The 6,722-nt window shown below is 41.0% G+C and carries 7 protein-coding genes; 3 read left to right on the forward strand and 4 right to left on the reverse strand.

Annotation, left to right across the window (positions count from 1 at the left end):
• Nucleotides 1-94 precede the first annotated feature (94 nt).
• Nucleotides 95-1,093 (forward strand): UDP-glucose 4-epimerase GalE, encoded by a 999-nt coding sequence (galE, locus tag A3775_RS20155; RefSeq protein ID WP_066426474.1) that lies wholly within the window; start codon nucleotides 95-97, stop codon nucleotides 1,091-1,093.
• Nucleotides 1,094-1,202: 109 nt separating this feature from the next.
• Here galE and A3775_RS20160 read toward each other — a convergent pair whose 3' ends face one another.
• From A3775_RS20160 to A3775_RS20170, 3 genes are all read right to left on the reverse strand, one after another.
• Nucleotides 1,203-1,874: a hypothetical protein gene (locus A3775_RS20160; RefSeq protein WP_066426476.1), complete on the reverse strand. Its 672-nt coding sequence runs from the start codon at nucleotides 1,872-1,874 to the stop codon at nucleotides 1,203-1,205.
• The gene (locus tag A3775_RS20165) at nucleotides 1,849-3,123 is read right to left on the reverse strand and encodes a sulfite exporter TauE/SafE family protein (RefSeq protein ID WP_066426479.1); all 1,275 of its coding nucleotides are present in this window, start codon (nucleotides 3,121-3,123) and stop codon (nucleotides 1,849-1,851) included. The genes A3775_RS20160 and A3775_RS20165 overlap by 26 nt, the downstream gene beginning before the upstream one ends.
• 70 nt (nucleotides 3,124-3,193) lie before the next feature.
• Nucleotides 3,194-3,649 carry a hypothetical protein gene (locus A3775_RS20170; RefSeq protein WP_066378243.1) on the reverse strand — a complete coding sequence of 152 codons (456 nt, stop codon included), beginning with the start codon at nucleotides 3,647-3,649 and terminating at the stop codon, nucleotides 3,194-3,196.
• Nucleotides 3,650-3,818: 169 nt separating this feature from the next.
• Here A3775_RS20170 and A3775_RS20175 point away from each other — a divergent pair, with 169 nt between their 5' ends.
• Complete coding sequence (locus tag A3775_RS20175) at nucleotides 3,819-4,763, forward strand: WD40 repeat domain-containing protein (RefSeq protein ID WP_066378241.1); 945 nt, start codon at nucleotides 3,819-3,821, stop codon at nucleotides 4,761-4,763.
• Between the two features lie 84 nt (nucleotides 4,764-4,847).
• Complete coding sequence (locus A3775_RS20180; RefSeq protein ID WP_066426481.1) at nucleotides 4,848-5,864, forward strand: M28 family peptidase; 1,017 nt, start codon at nucleotides 4,848-4,850, stop codon at nucleotides 5,862-5,864.
• A 90-nt stretch (nucleotides 5,865-5,954) separates the two neighbouring features.
• Here A3775_RS20180 and A3775_RS20185 read toward each other — a convergent pair whose 3' ends face one another.
• The gene (locus A3775_RS20185; protein ID WP_066378236.1) at nucleotides 5,955-6,392 is read right to left on the reverse strand and encodes a hypothetical protein; all 438 of its coding nucleotides are present in this window, start codon (nucleotides 6,390-6,392) and stop codon (nucleotides 5,955-5,957) included.
• Between the last annotated feature and the right edge of the window lie 330 nt (nucleotides 6,393-6,722).

Below are 6,722 nucleotides of genomic sequence, written 5' to 3' on the forward strand. Positions count from 1 at the left end.
ACAATGCGTCTAATATTTATAATTTTCCAGATGAGTAATTTGGTACACCACTAAATTACATTAATTGAGTAGTCGTCACTCAAAGGGAAAAACTATGTCACCTGAAAAGCCCAGTATTTTAGTCACGGGGGGGGCAGGGTATATCGGTTCACACACGGTATTAGCTCTCAAACAAGCAGGTTATGATGTGGTGATCTTAGATAACTTAGTTTATGGGCATCGTGATCTTGTGGAAAAGGTGTTGCAGGTAGAGTTGATCGAAGGCGACACCAGCGATCGCCCTCTGTTAGATAATTTATTTACAACTCGTAACTTTGCCGCCGTCATGCACTTTTCCGCCTATGCTTATGTCGGTGAATCAGTGAGTGACCCTGCTAAATACTACCGCAACAACGTTGTCGGTACACTGGTTCTCTTAGAAGCAATGCTGGCGGCATCTATTAAGAATTTTGTCTTTTCTTCCACTTGTGCCACCTATGGTGTACCTAACGTTGTACCAATTCCGGAAAACCACCCCCAAAATCCTATCAATCCCTACGGTGCTACTAAATTAATGGTAGAACGGATTTTATCTGACTTTGATGGGGCTTACGGTTTAAAATCGGTACGTTTCCGTTATTTTAATGCGGCTGGCGCACATCCTGATGGGTTATTAGGTGAAGATCACAACCCGGAAACTCATCTTATTCCTTTGGTACTGTTGACAGCTTTAGGTAAACGTAAATCTATTTCGATTTTTGGCACTGACTACCCTACGCCCGATGGTACTTGTATTCGGGATTATATTCACGTCAGCGACTTGGCAGATGCCCATGTTTTAGGGTTAGAGTATTTACTTAAAGGTGGCGACAGCGAAGTTTTCAATTTAGGTAACGGACAAGGTTTCTCTGTCAGAGAAGTGATAGCAGCTGCCGAACAGGTGACAGGATTAACTATACCAACACAAGAATGCGATCGCCGCCCCGGAGATCCCCCCAGTTTAATTGGTAGTGGTGAAAAAGCCAGAAAGATTTTAGGCTGGCAACCCCAGTACCCAAATATTCAAGATATTGTTGCCCATGCGTGGCAATGGCACTTAAACAGACATAAGTAGTAGCATGGGGATTGAGGATTAATTAACCTCATCTCCCCTAACTTCAATGCACAATAGTTACCTAAGACAGCAAGAAATACGCAACGGCGTTGCTGTTTTTCAGGGGTTTTCAACTTTTACCTTTTTGACGTTGCCAGACAAACAAGATTATACCCAAGACTGCCACAGTGGAGAGAGCGATCGCCCAGATGGGAATTCCCCCCATTCTCAAGGATGATGCTTCACTCTCCACAACCACAACATTTTCCTGGCTTTGTAATGGTTTCCCTATCCCAGCAGCACCAGCAGCTACCGTCACCTCAAACTTCAAATCAAACGGTTGAAAATTTGCCCCAGCTTTTGGCTTGCCTGTTAACTGTAGCTGATAAATTCCCGGTTTGGGAAAAGTAATATCTGCACCAGGTATACCCTGATAACGTTCAGCATTCACAGGCGTTAATGATGGTTCGATTAATGCAGGTTCGCCAGGTATGTGAGGTTCAGCGTACACAGCTAATTGACAATCACATTGAGTCAAAGGAATCGATTTACCACCTTTACGAGTCAAAGCAAACCAAGCTTGTGCAGCTTCTCCAGCACGAGGAGTATCATTCGGTTCAATATGGAGAGTACCGCCAACATCTCCTGCTATTTCTATTTTATGAGCAGCAGCAGGAGGAATATTATTTATGGATAGAACTAAGCAACTCAGAAATGAAAGATACTGGATAGCTGACACACCCTTAAGTGCAGAAACTTGTTTGTCTTGGGTGGCTTTAGTTTGATTTAGTGGGGGGAACATAAAACTTTTCTAGGTTTAACTTAGACCAAAAACAGCGCATTCGCACTAACAAAACTCCCAAGGTGACAATTCCCATTAAAACAGCTGCTAATTTATTTCCCCAAGTCAATCGTAAAGAACCCAAATAATGAGAACCAATCAACACCGCATGAATAGCACTCAAAAGTAAAGCTGGTACACTTAATAAATGAATTTGTCGCCAGCGTTTACCCCAAGATTTTTGCAAAGATTCCCAACTTGTCACAGCTGCGGGGGTCATTAATATCAATCCTACAGCACCAGCAGCCATCCCCAGTTGAAATTCTGGCGGTAAGAACCAAAAAGCAGCAAAATTCCATTGCAAGGAATGTTCTATCATGTGGGTGGTATGCACCACAGCCAGCACAAACCCCCCCACTCCCAAAGCGCGACGATAACGTAAAGGCGAAGCCCACAATTTACTAATGGGGCGGGCAATTAACGCCATGATTACACAGAACAAAGCAGCGTGTCCGGTGTAATCTACCATTGTCTCACCAGTCCGCAGTAAAGTAATTACCCCAATACTCAGCGTCACCCAACCACCTAAGCGAAATAATTGACTCCGCCTGTCTTGACTCACCAAGGAAGTAGACACACCCACACCTAACATTGTTGGCAGTGTTCCCACACCAAAAGCCAGCATAGTCGCCGTACCCAGCCATAAACTACCCGTTTCCGCCGCTTTAATTTGGGCAGCATACAAAAAACCACAAGGCATTAAACCCCAAGTCATACCCAAAAGTATCGGTGTCCACCATCGTTGATGTAAAGACAAGTTCACCATTCCTGTACTCAGACGATGATGTAAACCACCTTTTAACAGGGGATGTAGCAAAGGAATGCGGGGTAATAAGTTAGGTGTGATTTGTCCTAACCCGAACCAAATCAGCATCACACCAGTAATAATTGCCATTACACGACGCAAGTCGCTACCCACACCCGCCAACTGTCCACCTTGTAACAGTACCGAACCCAGCGCACCAATGCCAGCCCCGACTAAGGCATAACTCAGCATTCGCCCGAAATTTAGCAAAAAATGAAATATTAATTGCTGTTGCCAAGTAGTGGCGGGTTTTTCTAAAGTTGATGTATTATTTGGGGATGTTTGCTGTGGTGATGACGGTTGATGAGACAGAGAAAACGCCACCGTCAGCGGCCCGCACATTCCGAAACAATGCCCAAAGCTACCCAGAAAACCCAAAATTGTCATTAAAAATAAATCAAACATATCTGGTAATGGCTAGTCTAAGATAGTGCTGAGTAAAATATACTAGCCCCTACCCTCTAGCCCCTAGCTCCTAGTCTCTAGGCACATCAATAATTGCAGTATCTTGAATCACTTTACCATTATGAACTAACGCCTCATGACTATTGGCATTGAGGGAAACTGTGATTTCATTTTTACCCGGTTGGAGTTTTTCTAGATAGTACCAAGAACCATATAATCGCGTGATTTTCTGACCATTGATATAAATATGACCATGACCTTCTCCTGGTTTAGCTGCTTGATTAATCTTTTCTGGCGCAAATCGGAAATTAGAAACTTTAGCTTCTAAATTCCATCCTTTGGAGGAATCTTTATGCACAACTAAGTCAACTTTTGGTATGGGTTGACCAGGAGGAATTTCAATTGTTTTATGATCATGCTCTGAGTGATGATTGTGTTGATTATCTCCTCTGGCAATTTGCCCATTACTCACTAACAAAGTCAGGCAAGCTAAAGTAGTTGATGCTAAAACAAATTTTGACCGCATGGCAATTTACAGTGTCTAAATTGAAAAATCCTGTGTTTCATGCGGAAATTTACGTTAAATTAGCCATTATGTCAAAAGACAAGCCGTCAAACTTCCCAGAAATTGCTTGAAGCATATATCCGTGCTAATCTTTTTCAAAGGGCTGAAATTTTGATCCTGCACGGAAATCATGGACACTTTTAACCAAAAAAATCTACAAAATTTAGTATCTGTCCAAATTCTCAAAGGACATTCTAGTAAAGTTCGTAGTGTTGACTTTAGTTCTGATGGCAAAATGTTAGCAAGTGCTAGCGATGATAAAACTATCAAAATTTGGGATGTGTTAGCTAATCAAGAATATTGCATATTAAAGGGACATGGTGAATCTTTATGGTTTGGAAGTGTAAATGCAGTTGCATTTAGCCCAGATAGCAAAACTGTAGCCAGTGGTAGTGATGATAAAACTGTCAAAATTGGGGATGTGCAAACAGGTAAGGAAATTCATACTTTTACAGGACATGAAGAAAAAGTTTACTCTGTTGCTTTCAGCCCAGATGGTAAAATTTTAGCTAGTGGTAGTCAAGATAAAACTGTTAAGCTTTGGTCATTAGAAAAAAAACAAGAAATATCATCTTTTAAAGGTTTTTCTGATGATGTATTATCTGTTGTCTTTAGTCCTGATGGTAAAATTTTAGCTAGTGGTAGTAAAGACAAGAATATTCAAATTTGGTATTTAACTAAGCAACAAGTTCAAACTATTCAAACAGATTCTGATTGGTTTGCTAATATTAACTCTTTGGCTTTTAGCCCAGATGGTCAGATTTTAGTTAGTGGTAGTCAGAATAAGAAAATTAAGTTATGGGATATAAATACTGGTGCAGAAATGCGTACATTATTAGGCCATGATAATGATGTTTGTTCTGTAGCTTTTCATCCTAGTGGCAAAATATTAGCTAGTGGTAGTAAAGATAAAACTGTCAAATTATGGCAGGTAGAAACTGGTCAAGAGATTTGTACTTATCAAGGTGCTGATGATTCTGTTTATACTGTAGCCTTCACTCCTGATGGTAAAAAATTAGCTGCTGGTAGCGGAGATAAAAAGATTATACTTTATCCTTGTTTGCGTATCTCCTAATTTCGGTTATATCTTTGGGGAGATTCTAGGCTGCAACTCTTTTTTGTTACGTTAACCTAGTCTAAAAGGCAAATACGAACTGAAATGAAAGCTAAAATTTGGCTGGCGTTGTTGGTGCTAGTAGCAATTGTAATTGTTGGTGGTAGAGGTAGCACATTTTTTGAGCAGCGTTACTCCCCAAAAATTGTTGAGAGTGTACCAGTCGTCACACCGTCACCACAGCCTGAGTTTGAGGAAGTTAACAATGCTCCGCAAGTATCTATTGATAAATTATTAACTCATATTCAAAAGTTAAATTTTCAACGCTACACAACAACAGAGCGATCGCGTACTCGTACTTATATCATCAATGAATTACGAAAACTAGGCTGGCAACCCAAATTAGAAAAGTTTACAGAAGGTGTGAATATCTTCGCTGAACATCAGGGAACTGACACCACAGCCGGAGCAATTTTAGTTGCAGCCCATTATGATACTGTTGATCAATCTCCCGGTGCTGATGATAATGCCAGTGGTGTGGCTGTGCTACTAGAAATAGCGCGAGTTTTTAGTTTTCCATCTACACCCTTGACTTTGCAACTAGCATTTTTTGACAAAGAGGAAGCCGGACTAATTGGTAGTAAAGCGTTTGTGGCTCAAGAAAAACGCTTGCAAAACCTACGCGGTGTGATTGTGATGGATATGGTAGGTTACGCTTGTTACATAACAGGTTGTCAGAAATACCCGGCGGGTTTGCCTGTAACTCCACCCAGCGACAAAGGTGATTTTTTAGTAGCCGTCGGTGATACAGAACATTTGCATTTACTTAATGCCTTTAGCAATTCAGATATAGATAATCTACCAGATGTCTTAAAGCTACCTATTCCCCTCAAAGGCTTAATGACACCAGACACTCTTCGTAGTGATCATGCTCCGTTTTGGTATCAAGGAGTAGGTGCGGTGTTAGTAACAGATACGGCTAATCTCCGTACACCGCACTACCACCAACCCAGTGATATACCCCAAAATATTGAACGATCATTTTTTGCTGGTTCTGCACAAATTGTCATCAATGCCACTAACAAATTGTTAAATCAACAAATCAAGTCACTCAGTCAATAGTTATTAGTTATTCTTCCATCCTGCGGGTAGGCTTACGCCTGCGTAGGAAAGCTGACGCTAGATTTCCCCCCTCTTCCCACTCCCCATTCCTTACTTTGCTTGCGGGTAAGTTAAAGTCCAGTTTTGTGGATTATTTAATTGAGAGTACAAACCTTGGAGAATTAGCCGCAGTGCAACGCGGGTTTTGAAATACATTCTGATGAGATGAGTGTTTGGTTCAGCGAAGATATCATCATAGTTTTGATTGTAACCAAATGGCTTAGAACATTTACTTTCCGCACCTTTCACAGTTAAGACAAAAAAAGGAGTTTTCTTGTATTCGTCAGGCACCATAAAGATTCCATATACATGGTGTTCACCACGCCACGGCTGAACTACTACCTTAGTAGCTTGAACTTGGAATTTTTGGTTTTTTGATGCTAGAAAAGCTTCTGAGTTGCACTGAGTATCATCTATAGGCCACCAAAGCTTAGTCAGAATCATCGATAGTAAGAACATGAGAACATAAACGGTGATTTGGCGACGCATAGAGTCAACCGAGAATTTTTTCTATCTAATGTAATTAGATGAATATTTAGCTGCTGTTGTTTCCAATTACCAGCCACAAACATTTATATAGGAAAAAACAGAAAATCAAATGATATGATTGGGCGATCGCCTGTTGGACTATCTTATTACTGGACTTTAAACTAACAAGCACAAAAAGGCTGAGGGAAAATGACAATTTCAAAAAAAAAGAAACACCCAGATTATGTATTTGCCATAATCTGGGTATTTCTTTTAAAAAATCAACCTGGCGCCGAGCAATTGTGGCAGGAGGCAACCCTCCAACTATCGTAGCCGCAGCAGTGTTTCACC

It is taken from the genome of Anabaena sp. 4-3, from assembly GCF_001597745.1.
Lineage (GTDB): Bacteria > Cyanobacteriota > Cyanobacteriia > Cyanobacteriales > Nostocaceae > Trichormus.

What these genes read in the sequence shown, in the direction of transcription:
- galE (WP_066426474.1), top strand. Translation starts at nt 95, where the DNA reads ATGTCACCTGAAAAGCCCAGTATTTTAGTCACGGGGGGGGCAGGGTAT.
- A3775_RS20160 (WP_066426476.1), bottom strand. Translation starts at nt 1,874, where the DNA reads ATGTTCCCCCCACTAAATCAAACTAAAGCCACCCAAGACAAACAAGTT.
- A3775_RS20165 (WP_066426479.1), bottom strand. Translation starts at nt 3,123, where the DNA reads ATGTTTGATTTATTTTTAATGACAATTTTGGGTTTTCTGGGTAGCTTT.
- A3775_RS20170 (WP_066378243.1), bottom strand. Translation starts at nt 3,649, where the DNA reads ATGCGGTCAAAATTTGTTTTAGCATCAACTACTTTAGCTTGCCTGACT.
- A3775_RS20175 (WP_066378241.1), top strand. Translation starts at nt 3,819, where the DNA reads ATGGACACTTTTAACCAAAAAAATCTACAAAATTTAGTATCTGTCCAA.
- A3775_RS20180 (WP_066426481.1), top strand. Translation starts at nt 4,848, where the DNA reads ATGAAAGCTAAAATTTGGCTGGCGTTGTTGGTGCTAGTAGCAATTGTA.
- A3775_RS20185 (WP_066378236.1), bottom strand. Translation starts at nt 6,392, where the DNA reads ATGCGTCGCCAAATCACCGTTTATGTTCTCATGTTCTTACTATCGATG.